Here is a 15,132-nt window from a genome sequence, read left to right as displayed (position 1 = left end):
GCCCTGGACGCCGAGCACATCCAGGCCGGCTACGAGGCGGGTGTGCTGACGTTGCGGATCCCGGTCGCCGAGCGCGCCAAGCCCCGCAAGATCGCCATCAGCGCCAGCGACGACACCAAGCAGATCAAGGCCTGACCGGATCGGCCGGATCAGCCCGCGTCGGCCCCGGAGGACGCTCGTTCTCCGGGGCCGGAACGTCGGATAGACCGGGACATTCTGTTCAGCCCGCGCCGAAGTACGGCGCCAACCCGCAGCGGGTCGTTCACGGCCTCCGCGAGCCGGAGCCAGCACGACCGAGGCGCTCGCGGGCCTCGTCCTCCGACAGTGCGGTGATGGGCTGCCCGGCCGCGTGCTGATACTTGGCGTCGTAGGCTCTGGTCCAGACGCCAGCCGCCCACGACCGTTGGAGTTCGTCGGCGCTGAACTCGCGGCCCCGCGCAGTGCAATACGCGGCAAGGAACTGCTCCGTGTCCTCGACAGTGGCCAGCTTGTCCGCGCTGACGGTCGAATACAGCGCGGCAGCAAAACCGGCCAGGACAGCTTCGCTCTCAGCGGTCACGCTGTCCCAGTCGTGCACCACCAGCAACTCGTCTCCGCTCCAGCGCAGGTTGCCTGCGAGCCAGTCGCAATGGCCGATCACGGCATCGGACCCGCTGGCTCGCAACCGGTCACGGGCACGGCGCCCGGCCTCGTCGATCCACTCCGCGCCGGGTACCTCGTCGAGGTCGACATCCCGCTCCTCCGGACACGGCCACAGTCCCTCCCCGCCCTGGTTCCACGCCGCCCACGACGGTGGCGGGTCGAGTGTGGACAGTTCGTCCGGCCGGGGAGCGAGCCGGATCAGCCGCGCGAACGCCTCAGCGAACGCCGGGGCCGCGTGGTCCGCGCTAGGGAGTATGTCGCCGCCGGGGACATAGGCCTCCGCGGTCGCGATGCCGCCGCCGAAGGCAGCGGCGCCGGTGAGCGGCCGGGGACAGGGATAACCGGCCTGGAACAGCCGGCGCTGGACGTCGACGCATGCCGCTATCCGCGGCGAGTCCGGACGGACCTTGACCACAACCTCACGGCCATCCAACAGCCGAACCCCGATGACCGCCGACAGATACCCGGACCTGAACAGCTCCTCCGCCGGCGAGCTGCCCAGATGCTCCAAGCACCACCGGGCAAGGCTGTCAGGATCCACGACCCCCACGCGAGACACCACCTCAGCATCCTCACATGCGCTGACAGGGTCCGGAGGTGAGACGGCATGCCGATGGGCCCGGTGTCGGCGGGGACCGCCGGGCGTGTACCGGCGGTCCGCTCAACGACCTTGGCTGAGGCGGGCCGCGGGATCAGCCGCTGGAGTGCGACTCGCTCAGCGCGGGTTCCGTTGGCTCGGCCGCCGACACCGTTGACCGCCGCTTCGCCCGCCGCCGTTCCGATGCCCCTTCGACGATGGCGTACGGGGTTGGCACGAGGACGAGCGTCAGCAGCGTGGAACTGATGAGCCCGTCGATGACCACGATCGCCAGCGGCCGGGAGATGAACTCGCCGCTCCGGGTGATGCCGACGGCCATCGGGCTCAGGGCGCAGATGGTGGCGACGGCGGTCATCAGGATGGGGCGCAGCTGTCGCCGCCCGCCCTCGACCACCGCCTCGTGGACGGTCATGCCCTGGGCGCGGTACTGGTTGATCAGGTCCATGGTGAGCGAGGTGACCTCGTCGGGCACCAGTTCGACGGTCGCGACGGAGCTGAGCCGCACCGGCGCAGGTGCATCGGATCGCCCGTCCGTTCGGCTTTCTGGTGCCACGAACAGGTTGCGGACGTCGTCCACCGTGCGCAGGGCGGCACCGACCTGGATCGAGAGCGACTCGTTCCGCTGCGTCAGCGTGCCGGCGGGGGTCGCCGATCCGTTGGAGCGCACCGCGTCCGAGACGGCCGCGATGGTCACTCCGGCCGCGGCGGCCTTCGCCGGGTCGAGGGTGATCCGGACCTGATCGGTGGTGCCGCCGGCGAGGTCCACCCCGCGGACACCGGCTACGCCCTGCACCTTGGGCAGCACCTGCCGCCTGAGCCGTTCGGTGAACGCGCGCGGATCGGCGGTGCTACTCGCCGAGACCTGCATGATCGGCACGTTTTCCGAGGAACCAGCACTCACGTGTGGATCGCTGCCCTCGGGCAACTGACCGGCGATGCGGGCCACCGCGGACTGCAAGCGGCTGACCATGTCGTCGGTGGGTATGCTGTAGTCGAACGCCACCTCGACCGTCGCATACGCCTCGCGGGAGACCGAGGTGACCGAGCCGGCACCGCTGACCGACTTCGCGGCGATTTCGATCGGTGTCGTGAGCTGCTGCGCGACAATGTCCGGCGGCGCACTGGGCAGCTGTGCGGTGATCACCGCCACCGGCAGTGCGAGCGGCGGCAGGAGCTGCTGTCTGAGCTTCGGGATGGCGTAGGCGCCGAAGCCGAGCGTGATCAACGTGATCAGCGCGACCAGCCCCCGGTTTGCGAGGCTCAACCGAGCCAGTTTGGCCATGATCGTGGTTCCCTCGAATCAGTCGGATCTTGGGCGTTCACCATCGCCGGATGGGTCGTCGATGCGCGTCGTCCCGCCGCGGTCGGCTCACCGCTGCGGACGCTGTGCCTTCGCGGGCCGCGCTACCGCGTCCGGAGCGTTTCGGGTACTGCGCATGGATGACGCCGGGGGCAGCCGGGCTCCCTACGATGAAAACCATGGATCTTGCCGGTTTGCGGCGGGCGGCCGGGCTTCGTCCACACTGGACTGACCTGGCGATCGGGCTCGGCCTGGCCGCGACGTCGATCGTCACGGCACACTTCTCCCCGCTCGGGGAGCCGCAGCAGGACGTCACCGGATACCACTTCGTCGTCGCGGCGGTGGCGTTCGCCGCCGTCATGTGCCGTCGCCGCGCACCGTGGTGGGTCCTGACCGGCACGACAGTCGTGTCGGTTCCGCTTACCATCCTCCTGGGCAGCCGGCCACTGGCGGTGACCGCCGCGCTCATGGTCGCCATCTACACGATCGCGCAGACTGCCGGCCGCCGCACCGTATGGCTGACCACCATCGGCGTGTTCCTCATCGGATGGCTCGCCCATTTCGCCGCCGGCACCGACTCCTGGTGGGATCCCGGCACCAGCGTGGACCTCGGGTTCCTCGGGATGGCCGCCGCCTACGGGGACGCGGCCCGCAGCAGGCGGGCCTACATCGCGGCCGTGGAAGACCGCGCGACGCGTGCGGAGCAGACCCGCGAGGAGGAGGCCCGCCGCCGGGTCGCCCAGGAGCGGCTCCGGATCGCCAGGGAACTTCACGACGTTGCCGCCCACCACATCGCCGTCGTCAAGGTGCAGGCCACCGGTGCCCGGCACGTTGGGCCGGGCCGTCCCGACCAGGTCGCTCAGGCACTGGACGCGATCAGCCGGTTCGCCGACGCGGCGCTGCGGGAGATGGCCTTCGTCGTCGGTCTGCTGCGCGATTCCGGCGATCCCGCGGCACCCACGCGGCCGCCGTGTGGGCTCGCGCAGGTGACGGATCTGCTTGAGGACATCGCGGACCACCTCACCGTCGAGCACCGCGAGTCCGGCGACGCGCGGCAACTGCCCTCCGTCGTCGACGTCGCGGCCTACCGGATCGTGCTGGAGGCGCTCACCAACGCCCGGAAGTACGGCGACGGGACCGCGGACCTGACTGTCACCTACACCCCTCAGGCGGTCACGCTCGACATCACCAACCCCGTCAGCCACGCCCAGTCCGGCCAGGGATCCGGATACGGCATCCTCGGCATGTGTGAGCGCGCCGCGGCGATCGGCGGCAGCGTCACCGCCGGGATGGACGGACCCGGCCGGTTCGCGGTGCACGCGTGCCTCCCCACTCACGCGGTGACGGCGTGAGCGTCCGGGTGCTGCTCGTCGACGACCAACCGCTGATCCGCGCCGGCTTCCGGATGTTCCTCGCCGCCGAGCCCGGCATCGAGATCGTCGGCGAGGCCGGCAACGGGCGGGAGGCCGTGCGGCTGGCCAGGACCTGCTGTGCGGACGTCGTCCTGATGGACATCCGGATGCCGGAGTGCGACGGCATCGAGGCGACCCGCGAGATCGCCGCCTCGGAGGACCTCGCGGGGGTGCGGATCCTCGTGCTTACCACCTTCGAGAACGACGAGAACGTCGTACGCGCGCTGCGTGCCGGTGCCAGCGGCTTCCTGGGCAAGAACGTCGAGCCCGCCGAGCTGCTGCGCGCCATCCGGGTGGTCGCCGCCGGCGAGGCACTGCTGTCCCCGGCCGCCACCCGCGGTCTGGTCAGCCAGTTCCTGAGCCAGGCCCAGCCGGTACCGCTGCCCGCGCCGGTCGGGCTGGACCGGCTGACCGAACGCGAACGCGAGGTGCTGGTGCTCGTCGCCCACGGGTTGAGCAACGACGAGATCGGCGAGCGCCTTTTCCTGTCCCCGCTGACGGTCAAGACCCATGCCAACCGCGCCATGGCCAAACTCGGCGCCCGCGACCGGGCCCAACTGGTCGTCATCGCCTATCAGAGCGGCCTGGTCCGGGCGGGTGATCCCGGGCCGTGACGGGGCGTGTCACCGGCGACCCCTGCACGTGGTTGTCCACAGTGGAATCCGGAGCCGGGCGGCGGTTCTCGGTACGGGCCGGGTGGTTGAGCACACGCGGCAGTCGTGGACCGATCCCAACCCGAGTGCGTGGCAGAAGCTGGACCAGCAGGCGGCCGGTTCCGAGACCGGCGGTCTGTCCACAAGGGACGACGTCCTTCCGTTGGGCGTGGTCCGGGGCCGGGCCGGTCATTGGACGTAGCAGGCTTTTGCTGTGCCGGGGATCGGGTCACCGAAGACGTCGTTGGTGCACGGCGTGCCGCCGGTGAACGGGCGATAGGTGAACCGGCCGGCGGCGCCGAAGGCGACCTGGTGGGCGCCGGTGAATGTGCACGTTCGGGTTTCGTCGGCGCACGGGGTCCACGTTGTTGTGCCGGGTGGTGGGGCGGTGGTGTAGCAGGCTTTTGGTGTGCCGGGGATGGGGTCGCCGAAGACGCCGTTCGTACATGCCGTGCCGCCGGTGAGGGTGGCGTACCGGAACTGGCCCGCAGCGCCGAAGGCGACTGTCTGCGTGCCGTTGAATGTGCATGTGCCGGTCTCCGTCGCGCACTGCGTCCAGCTGTCCGCTGCCGGTGGGGGCGGCGTTACGTAGCAGGCCTTTGAGACGTTGGGGGCAGGGTCTCCGAAGACATCGTTGCCGCACGCGGTGCCGCCGGTGAGGGTGGCGTACGCGAACTTTCCCGCCGCTCCGTAGGCGACCGTCTGGGTACCGGTGAACGTGCACGTGCCGGTCTCTACCGCGCATCGCGGCCAGGTACCCGGCGGCGTTGTCGTTGCGGCCGGTGCGACAGCGCCGGTGAAGTGCCAGGCCCCGGAGCCGACGGTGTAGACCGTCTCAAAGCCGGTCGCCGATGTCTGGGTGGCGCCCGCCGACGGGGTCACTGTGGCGTCGCTGCGGCCGAAGTTGGGCACGTGCACGGTCGCCGTGGCCCCGACGGGGACGGTGACGTCCAGGGTGATCTGGGTGCCGGAGACCGTCCAGGAACTGGCGACGGTGCCGCGGACGGTGTCGATCGACGCGGCGACGTGGGCCAGACCGGTGGGCACCTTCGGGTCGACGGACAGCGTCGCGTAACCTGGGCCGGCCGGCTGGATGCCGGCCAGCTGGGTGTAGAGCGAGGCGTTGATCCCGGCGAACATGGCGTGGTCGTGCGTCTCCATCGACGAGGCGTAAGTCCACTGCTCCCACGGTGTCGTCGCCCCGCGAGCGATCTCGTAGCCGAACCCGGGGTACGACGTCTGGTCCAGCACGGTCGCCGCGACGTCGGCACGGCCGATCCGGGCGAGGGCGTCGAAGAGGAAGCGGGTGCCGAAGATGCCCGTGTCGAGGTGGCCGCCGTTGCGGTTGGTGATGGTGTCGACGAGCCGTGCGCCGACCGCGGTGACGTTCGCGTCCGGAACCATGCCGAACGCCAGCGGCAGGACACTCGTCGTCTGACGCCCGCTGCCGTAGCTTGCCCCGTCGGCGTTGAGGAACCGCGAGTTGAACGCCGCCCTGATGTTGTCGGCCAACAGGTTGTAGCGGGTCGCGTCAGCCGGCTGGCCCAGAGCCGTGGCTGCCTTGGCGACCGCCCGCGCTTGGCGGTACGACAACGCGGTGTTCACGATGGCCGCCTCGCTGAAGCAGTCGCCCGCGCTGGAGTTGCCCTGCCCGCCGTTGGCGTTGGGGCCGAGGTCGGGCGGGCACCAGTCGCCGAACCCGGTCGTCCAGACATAGCCCGGCACGTTGGCGGCGTTGGTGTCGACGAACCGCTTCATGGCGGGGTAGTGGGCGGCGAGGGTGTCGCGGTCGCCGTACTGCTCGTACAACGCCCAGGCGAGCACCACCTGGTTGCCGCCCATGTCCGGCTGCTGGGCGTTGCCGGCGTCGTTGGGCAGTGCGGTGCCCGGCGGCATGTCGGCGAGGTAGTTGGCGTAGAAGCCGTCCATCCCGAACTCGCGGATCGACGCGTCGTGGTAGGCCTGCACGTCCATGCCCGGCGGAGTCCGCTCGTCGCGCACCGGGTTGTCGGTCGGGATGCTCATCGAGTTGTTCAGGATCGCCCAGCGGTTGTTCTGCCAGATCTGGTTGAGCAGTCCGTTGGAGGAGTTTAACGTCGCGGTGGACCGGACGTCGGCGTGCACGACGCGGGCGTCGAGGCTGCCGATCGTTGGCGTGCCAGGGAATCCGGTGACTTCGACGTAGCGGAAGCCGTGGTAGGTGAACCGCGGCTCGTAGGTTTCCATCGACCCGGTCCCGGCCAGCGTGAAGGAGTCGGTCGATGCGGCGGCGCGGTTCGTCGCGGTGTCGAGCATGCCGCTCGCCTGCACCTCCTCAGCGGTGCGCAACCGCACGGTGGTCCCGGCGGCGCCTTGGACCCGCAGCCTGGCCCAGCCGGCGATGTTCTGCCCGAAGTCGTACACCCACACGCCGGGCTGCGGCTGGCTGAGCCGCACGGCGGGGCGCGTGGCGACGACCCGGATCGGCGGCAGCGTGGCGTCGGCGGTCAGCGTCGCCGACGGGGCGGCGACGGCCTGGACCGCCCGCCAGCCGATGTCGGCGTAGCCGGGCTGGTCCCAGCCAGGCCGCTCCTGGCGCGCGTCGTAGCTCTCGCCGGCGTAGAGATCGTTGGCGGTGATCGGGCCGGTCTGCCACTTCCACGACGGCGTAGTGGTGACGGTCTGGTGGGTGCCGTCGGCGAAGGTGACGTCGAGGAGCAGGATCGCCTGCCGCGGGCCGCTCCAGCGGAAGCCGTACGGGCTGAACCGTGGGCCGTAGCCGTCGCCGAGCCACAGCCCGATCGCGTTGCCGCCGGCGCGCAGAGCCGAAGTGACGTCGTATGTGGTGTAGAGATTGCGTTGCGCGTAAGGAGTGTTGGCCGGGGCCAGGACCCGGTCGCCGACTTTGGCGCCGTTGAGCCGCAACTCGTAGAAGCCGAGCCCGTCGACGTAGGCGCGGGCGGACGCGATTGGCTTGGACGGCAACGTGAACGCGGTCCGCAGCATCGGCGCCGCGCCGGTGGCGGTGTCGGGGCTGACCCACTGGGCGCCCTTCCAGTCCTGCGCGGTGAACAGGCCGGTCTCCCAGCGCGCGATCGCGCTCCAAGCGGATGCCTGGTCGTTGGCGTCCCAAGCCTGCGCGGCCCAGAAGTACGTGCGGGCGGGCTGCAGTGCGGGGCCGCCGTACGGCACGGCGACCGAGTCGGGAGACGCTACTTTGCCGCTGTCCCAGACATCAGCGCTGCCTGGGGTGAGACGGCTCGGGGTGCTGGCGACGAGGATGCGGTACGCCGTCTGCCGTTCGCCGTTGACCGACGAGGTCAGGCGCCAGCTGAGACTGGGACGCACGTTGTCGATGCCGAGCGGGTTGGTGACGTTGTTGACGCGCAAGTCGGTGACGGCGACCTCCGCTGCCGCCGCGTCGGCGGACGGGGTGACCACGACGGCAGAAGAGAGCACAACGGCCGCGGCGGCCAGGCGCCACAGCGCCTTTCGGGTGTGCACCAACATGGCGGTGTCCTTCACAGGTGCTCGTGACTCATGACAGGCGGAGGTTCGGCCGAGTCCAGCGCTGGTTCCCGCCACCGTTGCAGGTCCACAGCGTCAAGGCGGTCCCATTGGCGGTGCCGTGTCCAAAGGCGTCGAGGCACTTGCCGGACTGCACGCCGATGATCGTGCCGTCGGAGCGCAGGGTCCACTGCTGGTTGTCGCCGCCATTGCAGTCGTAGATCTGCACCTTGGTCCCGTCGGCGGTGTTGCGGGCGTAGGCGTCGAGGCACTTGCTGCCGTACACACGCAGCTCCTTGGCCGGGGTGGGCGTCCACTGCTGGTTCAGACCACTGTTGCAGTCCCACAGGTTCACGGCCGTACCGTTGGCCTGGCTGAACGCTGGCACATCGACGCAACGGCCGGACTCCTCGCCGACGACCGGGTGGGCGCCGACGGTCACCGGGTTGGCGACCCAGCCCGCGCCGAGGACCGTCTGCACGCCGGCGGCGAAGTTGGCGGCCATCTTGCGGTAGCCGGTGTCGTTGGGGTGGATGCCGTCGCCGTCGAGGTCCGCGGTCGTCACGTTGCCCATGTCCACGAACGCGACGTGCTTGCCGGCGTCGCGGCGAGTCTGTACGAGGCCGGGGATCTGCCGGTTGTAGTCGGCGATCTGCGCTTGGATCGACGGGTTGGCCGCCGGGACGATCGAGGCGACCAGGACCGTGGTTTCCGGGCCGGCGGCGAGAATCTGGTCGATCAGCGAACCCAGCCGTGCCGGCGCGGCCGGGAACTGGTAGCCCTGCAGCACATCGTTGGTGCCCAGGTGCAGCGTCACGATGTTCGGCCGGTACGTGGCGATCCGCTCGGTGGCGATCCCGGCGATCTGGTCGATCCGCCAGCCGCGGTGGCCCTCGTTGTCGGGGTCGGGCAGGGTGCCCGAGTCTTCGCCGCCGACGAAGTCCACGTGGTTTCCGGCTCCCGTAAGGGTGTTCCACAGATCGCCGCGGAAACCGGACCCGGTTGAACTCTTCTCGCCCCACGTGATCGAGTCGCCCAACGGCAGGACCCTGAGCTCGGGTGCCGAGACCGCCGCGGCGCGGGCGACCGGGGCGGCGACGCAGACCAGCGTGGCGATGACCGTGATCGAGGTTCTCAGCACGATGTCCTCCCTCGGGTCGGGCCCAACGGATGGTCGTGAGTGCGCTGTGCGATGACCGAGGGCGACAGCGGCGGAATGTCGTACCCGGTGATTGAAACGTTTCAACAAAGCGTGGAACGATGTTAGCACCGGCGATGGGCGCCGGGCTAGGGGCCGTATGGCGGCCATCGACGACGATGAGATCCTTGCAAGGCAACGAAGTTGGCCAACCGCAGCGCCGCCGCCCGGTATCACCGGCCTCTGTGGGCGATCAACAGGCGTGAGGCCTTGACAGAACCCAGCCGCAGCCCACAAGCTGCCAACCGATACTCACCGTGTTCGTGCCGACGCTCCATCAGGTCGAGCGCGGTGCCGGTCCGGCCGGCGGTGCCGGGGCGGCTGTCCCACGTGCCGCACGCCGGACGGACGTGCTCCGGGTCCGCCAACGTCAAGGAGTGGCGCCACATGCGCGTCTTGTCCATGGCCGCGGTCGTCGCGGCCCTCAGCACCGTCATCGCGACGGCGGGTGTGCTGGCCACTCCGGCGCCCGCGGCTGCGGCAACGACAACCGTCGCCGTCAACGGCGGCATCGTCGGGCGGACGTTCGACGGCGTCGGCGCGATCAGCGGCGGGGGCGGCAATTCCCGTCTGCTGGTCGACTACCCGGAGCCGCAGCGCAGCCAGATCCTCGACTACCTGTTCAAGCCCGGCTACGGCGCCGCCGTGCAGTTGCTCAAGCTCGAGATCGGCGGTGACGCCAACTCCACCGACGGGTCCGAACCCAGTCACGAGCACGTCCGCGGGGACATCAACTGCACCGCCGGCTACGAGTTCTGGCTCGGCGAACAGGCTTTGGCCCGCAACCCGGACATCCGCGTCGTCGCCCTGCCGTGGGCGGCCCCCGGCTGGATCGGCGGCGGCAGCTTCTGGTCGCAGGAGATGATCGACTACGACATCGCGTGGCTCAACTGCGCCAAGGGCCACGGCATCCGCGTGAGCTACATCGGCGGGTGGAACGAGCGCGGCCACGACTCCGGCTGGTACAAGAACCTGCGGACCGGCCTGAACAACGCGGGGTTCGGCAGCGTGCGGATCGTCGGCGACGACTCCGGCTGGGGCATGGCCGACGAGTTCGCCGCCGACCCAGCGCTCAAGAGCGCGGTCGGGGTGCTGGGCAACCACTACGTGTGCGGCTACCTGTCGCAGGCGGAGTCGTGCAATACGACATCGAACGCACGCACCAGCGGAAAGCCGTTGTGGGCCTCGGAGTTCGGGTCCCAGGACGACATGACCGGGGTCGTGCCGTACATCCGCACGGTCAACCGCGGCTATCTCGACGCGGAGATCACCGGCTACATGAACTGGCCGCTGGTCGCCGCGATCACACCGAATCTTCCTTACGCCACCGTGGGTCTGATGGACGCGGGCTCGCCGTGGTCGGGCGCCTACCGGGTCGGGAAGAACCTGTGGGCCAACGCTCACTACGGGCAGTTCACCCAGCCCGGCTGGCAGTACCTCAATTCCTCGGCGAGCGGGTATCTGGGCGGGAACCGGGCCAATGGCAGCTATGTGTCGCTGAAGTCGCCGAACAACGCCGACTATTCGACGATCTACGAGACCAGCGGCAGCACTACCGCGCAGACGGTGAACGTCACCGTCTCGGGCGGGCTGAGCACCGGGACCGTGCGGGTCTGGGCGACGGACATGGGGTCGAGCAATCCCGCGGACTGGTTCGTGCGGCAGGCCGACGTGGTTCCGGTCAATGGCGCCTACAGCCTGACGCTGCAACCGAACCGGATCTACACCGTGACGACCACGGCCGGGCAGGGCAAGGGCACGGCGGCGGGTCCGGCCGCGTCGGCGCTGGGCCTGCCGTACTCGGACAACTTCGACGGCTACGCCGCTCGTATGTCGCCGCGGTATTTCGAGGACATGCAAGGCTCCTACGAGACCCGGCCGTGCGCGGCCGGCCACAGTGGACAGTGCCTGCAGCAGGTCGCTCCGGTCCGGCCGATCAACTGGCAGGACGACAGCGACGCCTACACCCTCATCGGCGACCCTGCCTGGAGCAACTACACGGTCAGCCTTGACGTCAACATGCAGCAGGCCGGCACCGTCACCATCCTGGGCCGCGCCAACGTCCAGAAACGGCCGCAGCGCAACCAGGCCGCGTACCAGTTGCACATCGCCGACACCGGCGCCTGGTCGATCGCCAGGAACTCCAGCAGCGGCATCCTGACCGTGCTCGCGTCCGGCACCCGCGCCGCGCTGGGCCTCAACACGTGGCACACCGTGAAGCTCGGGTTCTCCGGCAACCAGATCACCGCCACCGCCGACGGCGCCACCCTGGGCACCGTCAACGACCGGTCGTACACCAGCGGCCAGGCCGGTGTCGGTGTCGTCGGCTACCAGACCGACCAGTTCGACAACCTCACCGTCACCGCCAACCCGGCCGGCAACCTCGGCGGCATCCTCAAGGGCCGGGAGTCCGGCATCTGCGCCGACGTGCCCGGCGGCAGCACGACTAACGGCACCGCGGTCACCCTGTGGAGCTGCAACGGCGGCAGCAACCAGAGCTGGACGCTCACTCCGGCCAAGCAGCTGCAGGTGTACGGCACCAAATGCCTGGAGGTCAGGGGGAATTCGACCGCGGACGGGACGCCGGTCCAAATCAACGACTGCAACAACACCGCCGCGCAGTCGTGGAACGTCAACGCCGACGGCACCGTGATCACCACGGGCTCCGGCAAATGCCTCGACGCGACCGGGCATGGCACGGCCAACGGCACCGCCCTGATCATCTGGGCCTGCAACGGCGGCGCCAACCAGCAGTGGGCTCGCACCGACATCGACGGCATCCTCAAGGGCGCCGGGTCCGGCAAGTGCGTCGACGTGCCCGGGGGCAACTCCGCCAACGGCGTCCGGCCCGCGCTGTGGGACTGCAACAACGGCGACAACCAAGCCTGGACGTCGACCGACATCAACGCACTGAAGGTGTTCGACAGCAAGTGCCTTGAGGTCACCAGCACCGCCGACAACACCCCGGTTCAGATCTGGGACTGCAACGGCTCCACCGCCCAGCAGTGGCAAGTCCGGGCCGACGGCGCTGTCATCAACGTCGGCTCCGGCAAATGCCTCGACGCCGTGGGCAACGGCACCGCAAACGGCACCCAGTTCGTCATCTGGCCCTGCACCGGCGCCGACAACCAGCGATGGTCCCGAAGTTGACCGTCCGAAGCGCGAAGTGATGATGTCCGAGCCTTCGTCATGGAGTTTCTGGTGTAGCCGGGCCGGATCGGCCGCGGCCGTCGTCGCGACGCAGGCGACGAATCGGTGGTGTAGGGCGTACCCAGGCAGCGCAGCCAGCCTGCGAACGGACGCTGTTCTGTTGCGCCACGGTGGTTTCGTATAAGTGTGTTCGGGTCCCTACGATGGAGGTGTGGCGGACGAGTCGAGCTGATCGCGGCATGCGGGCGGCACGAACGAACCGGTTGGCCCGGCGGACGGACCAACGGAGCCCGGACGGCGTGCTCACCAAGCGCGCGCAGCGAGCATGGACGATCCTCATCACAGCCGCCGAATCCGGGGACAGGACCGCGATCGAGGCGCTGTGGGCGGCGTGGCTCCGCGACCCGCGATACGACACCTGGGAGCACGTGAGCCGTTGGTGCACAACGGCAGACGTGTTGGCAGCGGCCGTCGATGCGGGCAGGGACGCCGGTTCCAGGGCCGCGATCGGTGCGTACTGCGTCCGGAACGACCTGCTCCCGGTCAAGGCGGTGGACCGGGCGTCGTTCTTCGCGTTGACCGGGCAGCAGAAGCGGTACCAGGCACTGGACCCGGACGGGAAGCTGCTGGCCCGGGCGTACCGGGGCGCCGCCGAGGAGACCCGGGAAGCGTTGCGGCGCACGGTGATCGGTGTCGGCCGGCAGCATCTGGTGCGGGTGATCACCGAACGCTCCGACCGCATCGTGACCAGCGCCGAGGCCGGCTACCTCGCTGACGCGGGGGAGTGGGAGCGGCTGTGGCGGCTGATGCCCGCCATGCCGCTGGCCGGCGCTGTGCGAGCCGCTCGGCTGATCCCGGACTGGCGGCCGGCCGGCGATGCCGCACGGGGGTTGTTCGAGCGGCTCGCCGCCGCCGACCCCGACCGCGTCACCGAACCGGTGAACGGCCTGGTGGCCAGGTTCAAGGTGTGGGGGCACCACTGTGTCTCGTTCGCCCCGGACAACTCGGAACTCGCGATCAGGAGCGACAAGGGCATAGCGATCCATTCACTGCCCGACGGCCGCCGCCGCCACCGCTACCCTGGAACGGGCTACCACAACCCGCTGGCCATGGGCGGCGGCGGCGTCGTGCACTGTGGTGGCGGATCACAGCAGTGGCTGGTCAGCCGGTGCGCTCCCGGCCAGCTGGCGACCGTCCTGCCGCCCGGGGTGTACTACCGGACGCTTGGCAGGGTGCCGGGTGGGTTCGTCGTCGGGTCAGGCAAGCGCCTGCGGTTCGGCACGACCGACGGCCGGTGGTCGCGGGCGGAGCGCTACCGGGAGCTGCCCGGGAAGTGGTCCCACGGAGCACTGCTGGAGGCGGCGGATCCCGTACGCGGGCACCTGGCGCTGCGCTCCTACTCCAGCCATGGGCAGCAGGACATGGTGATCCTCGACGCCGAGCTCCGGCCGGTCGCTCGTGGCTGGCTACCGGCCGGCGGCGACTGGGCCTTCTGCGGCCCGGACCGGCTGCTTGGCTGGTGGTGGGGCTACCAGGAGGGCGACGGTCGCATCGAGATGTGGCGGCGGGACGGCACGCGGCTCGAGCGGGTGGCCAGCAGGACGCTCGACGTGTACGGCAGACCGACCCCGGTGCCGGCGCACCGCCAGGTGGTCATCTGCCGCCCCGGCAGGCTCGTGTGGCTCGACGCCGACACCCTCACCGAGATCGACCGGCCGGCCGGGCTGGACATGATGCGCGGCTGGTTCCTGGAGTACTCAGTGGACGGTGCGCTGGTCGCTACCTGGACCGGCCGCCGCACAGAGGTACACGACCTGCGTCTGCACCAGCTCGCCGCACTGGCCGCCCAGCCGCTGCGCGAACTGCCTTCCACAGCACTGGAAACCGTTGCCGGGCTGGCGAACCACGAACTCGCCCCCCACGTCCGGGAAGTGGTGGAGCTGCTGCGCTCGGGCCTGGAGTACCGGTTCGGCCCGGACACCACCGCGTAGCGGGATGTCACATGCTGGCGTCGTCCCTTGGACGTCCTCAAGTCGTTGCCGCGATGAGGGTTGAGGAGATGTGCGCCCGCGCGGGGTGGGCCGAGACGAAGAACGTTTCGATGCCGCTGAGGTGCCGGTTCAGGTGAGCCATCGGCAGTTCGTGCTCAAGGTCGGCTGGGGTGCGCAGGCCTCGCACGATCACGCCGATGCCCGCCCCGCGGCAGTAGTCGGCGAGGAGCCGGCCGGTACTGGAGTCCACCGTGACATTGGCCAGGTCGCTGGTCAGGTCGGCCAGCCGGGCCAGTCGTTCGGCGAGGGGGAGCCGGCCGGTCTTCGCCGGGTTGGTCAGCACGCAGATGACGAGCTCGTCGAAGATGCCCGCGGCCCGGCGTGCCACGTCGAGGTGTCCTTGCGTGGCCGGGTCGAAGGAGCCGGGAAACAGAGCGCGCATGGCTTGTCATGCTATGGCCGCGGGTCAATCGGGAACCGCTCGGCCAGGGGTCTGGCGCCAGGACCGATGTCCACGCCCGAGCGGGTCGCCGGATCGATGCGGCAATCCAAGTCGCGCACGCACAACGTCGGCGACCCTCTCGCCGTCACGGGCGCCCTGGTTGTGGCCGAACGAATTCCCGTGGCGTGGATAACGGACGTGTCGACGCCATCACTGCCGTCGCGGCGCGATTCGCTGACGATGGACGGCACGACCAAGCG

11 protein-coding genes are annotated in these 15,132 nt (G+C 69.8%); 6 read left to right on the top strand and 5 right to left on the bottom strand.

Features of this window, described 5'->3' with window-relative positions; translation table 11 throughout:
* Positions 1–135 (top strand): Hsp20 family protein (locus tag AB0J95_RS26105; protein WP_364762882.1); only part of this gene is annotated, 135 nt, incomplete at its 5' end.
* A gap of 127 nt (positions 136–262) precedes the next feature.
* Here the strand turns inward: AB0J95_RS26105 and AB0J95_RS26100 are convergent.
* Positions 263–1,183, bottom strand: a complete 921-nt coding sequence (locus AB0J95_RS26100; RefSeq protein WP_364762859.1) for a phosphotransferase — start codon at positions 1,181–1,183, stop codon at positions 263–265.
* 151 nt (positions 1,184–1,334) lie between these two features.
* Positions 1,335–2,522: an efflux RND transporter permease subunit gene (locus AB0J95_RS26095; protein ID WP_364762856.1), complete on the bottom strand. Its 1,188-nt coding sequence runs from the start codon at positions 2,520–2,522 to the stop codon at positions 1,335–1,337.
* A 197-nt stretch (positions 2,523–2,719) separates the two neighbouring features.
* Between AB0J95_RS26095 and AB0J95_RS26090 the strand changes: the two genes are divergently transcribed.
* The 3 genes from AB0J95_RS26090 to AB0J95_RS26080 all read left to right on the top strand — a co-directional run bounded on the left by AB0J95_RS26090 (position 2,720) and on the right by AB0J95_RS26080 (position 4,807).
* Positions 2,720–3,892 (top strand): histidine kinase, encoded by a 1,173-nt coding sequence (locus AB0J95_RS26090; protein WP_364762854.1) that lies wholly within the window; start codon positions 2,720–2,722, stop codon positions 3,890–3,892.
* Positions 3,889–4,566, top strand: coding sequence for a response regulator transcription factor (locus AB0J95_RS26085; RefSeq protein WP_364762852.1), 678 nt, complete (start codon positions 3,889–3,891; stop codon positions 4,564–4,566). Before AB0J95_RS26090 ends, AB0J95_RS26085 begins: the two co-directional genes overlap by 4 nt.
* Before the next feature lie 82 nt (positions 4,567–4,648).
* Positions 4,649–4,807, top strand: coding sequence for a hypothetical protein (locus AB0J95_RS26080; protein WP_364762850.1), 159 nt, complete (start codon positions 4,649–4,651; stop codon positions 4,805–4,807).
* On the opposite strand, the gene AB0J95_RS26075 is transcribed toward AB0J95_RS26080, so the two are convergent.
* Both AB0J95_RS26075 and AB0J95_RS26070 read right to left on the bottom strand, forming a co-directional pair.
* Positions 4,795–8,094: a family 78 glycoside hydrolase catalytic domain gene (locus AB0J95_RS26075; RefSeq protein ID WP_364762848.1), complete on the bottom strand. Its 3,300-nt coding sequence runs from the start codon at positions 8,092–8,094 to the stop codon at positions 4,795–4,797. The two genes, AB0J95_RS26080 and AB0J95_RS26075, sit on opposite strands and share 13 nt — an antisense overlap.
* Positions 8,095–8,122: 28 nt before the next feature.
* On the bottom strand, positions 8,123–9,232 hold the full coding sequence (locus AB0J95_RS26070) for a ricin-type beta-trefoil lectin domain protein (RefSeq protein ID WP_364762846.1): 1,110 nt from the start codon (positions 9,230–9,232) through the stop codon (positions 8,123–8,125).
* A 444-nt stretch (positions 9,233–9,676) separates the two neighbouring features.
* Between AB0J95_RS26070 and AB0J95_RS26065 the strand changes: the two genes are divergently transcribed.
* Both AB0J95_RS26065 and AB0J95_RS26060 read left to right on the top strand, forming a co-directional pair.
* The gene (locus AB0J95_RS26065; protein WP_364762843.1) at positions 9,677–12,439 is read left to right on the top strand and encodes a ricin-type beta-trefoil lectin domain protein; all 2,763 of its coding nucleotides are present in this window, start codon (positions 9,677–9,679) and stop codon (positions 12,437–12,439) included.
* Positions 12,440–12,678: 239 nt separating this feature from the next.
* Complete coding sequence (locus AB0J95_RS26060) at positions 12,679–14,430, top strand: hypothetical protein (RefSeq protein ID WP_364762840.1); 1,752 nt, start codon at positions 12,679–12,681, stop codon at positions 14,428–14,430.
* Positions 14,431–14,467: 37 nt separating this feature from the next.
* Here AB0J95_RS26060 and coaD read toward each other — a convergent pair whose 3' ends face one another.
* Positions 14,468–14,872, bottom strand: coding sequence for a pantetheine-phosphate adenylyltransferase (gene coaD / locus AB0J95_RS26055; protein WP_364762837.1), 405 nt, complete (start codon positions 14,870–14,872; stop codon positions 14,468–14,470).
* Positions 14,873–15,132: the final 260 nt, after the last annotated feature.

The sequence above is a fragment of the Actinocrispum sp. NPDC049592 genome, assembly GCF_040675465.1.
GTDB lineage: Bacteria > Actinomycetota > Actinomycetes > Mycobacteriales > Pseudonocardiaceae > Kibdelosporangium.
Note: the sequence above shows the minus strand (reverse complement) of the source record. Positions and strands in the feature narration are given on the sequence as shown.

What these genes read in the sequence shown, in the direction of transcription:
- AB0J95_RS26095 (WP_364762856.1), bottom strand. Translation starts at nt 2,522, where the DNA reads ATGGCCAAACTGGCTCGGTTGAGCCTCGCAAACCGGGGGCTGGTCGCG.
- AB0J95_RS26090 (WP_364762854.1), top strand. Translation starts at nt 2,720, where the DNA reads ATGGATCTTGCCGGTTTGCGGCGGGCGGCCGGGCTTCGTCCACACTGG.
- AB0J95_RS26075 (WP_364762848.1), bottom strand. Translation starts at nt 8,094, where the DNA reads ATGTTGGTGCACACCCGAAAGGCGCTGTGGCGCCTGGCCGCCGCGGCC.
- AB0J95_RS26065 (WP_364762843.1), top strand. Translation starts at nt 9,677, where the DNA reads ATGCGCGTCTTGTCCATGGCCGCGGTCGTCGCGGCCCTCAGCACCGTC.
- AB0J95_RS26060 (WP_364762840.1), top strand. Translation starts at nt 12,679, where the DNA reads ATGCGGGCGGCACGAACGAACCGGTTGGCCCGGCGGACGGACCAACGG.
- coaD (WP_364762837.1), bottom strand. Translation starts at nt 14,872, where the DNA reads ATGCGCGCTCTGTTTCCCGGCTCCTTCGACCCGGCCACGCAAGGACAC.